This window comes from Isoptericola croceus, assembly GCF_029382255.1.
In the GTDB taxonomy this organism is placed as follows: Bacteria; Actinomycetota; Actinomycetes; order Actinomycetales; family Cellulomonadaceae; genus Isoptericola; species Isoptericola croceus.
In genome coordinates this window covers 1-277 of the sequence record NZ_JARLLG010000182.1, presented here as the reverse complement: position 1 = coordinate 277, position 277 = coordinate 1, and the positions used below count along the sequence as shown (strand labels likewise).

Below are 277 nucleotides of genomic sequence, written 5' to 3'. Positions count from 1 at the left end.
GTATTACTGGAGTCCATTAATCCAAATGCACGGACTTCTTCACCGATTGCAATGCTTCTTCTTTGTGATACATCTCGTAACGGTAGTGGAACAAGCAAAGCAATTTGAATAAAGCCAATAATTGATTGGAAAATAGCCAAGCCAATAATTAAATGAAAAACTTTTTTCACCCAGCTAGCGGGAATATCCAAGGCAAGCAAGATAAAAAACAAAATTGCATATTGAAACAATGCACGGACTCCAAAGACACCTTGAGTAAACGGAACATTGTTCACAA

1 protein-coding gene is annotated in these 277 nt (G+C 37.2%); it reads right to left on the bottom strand.

Translation table 11 applies throughout. From position 1 onward, the window contains the following. Positions 1-277 (bottom strand): hypothetical protein (locus PZC42_RS21125; RefSeq protein WP_277214085.1); only part of this gene is annotated, 277 nt, incomplete at both ends.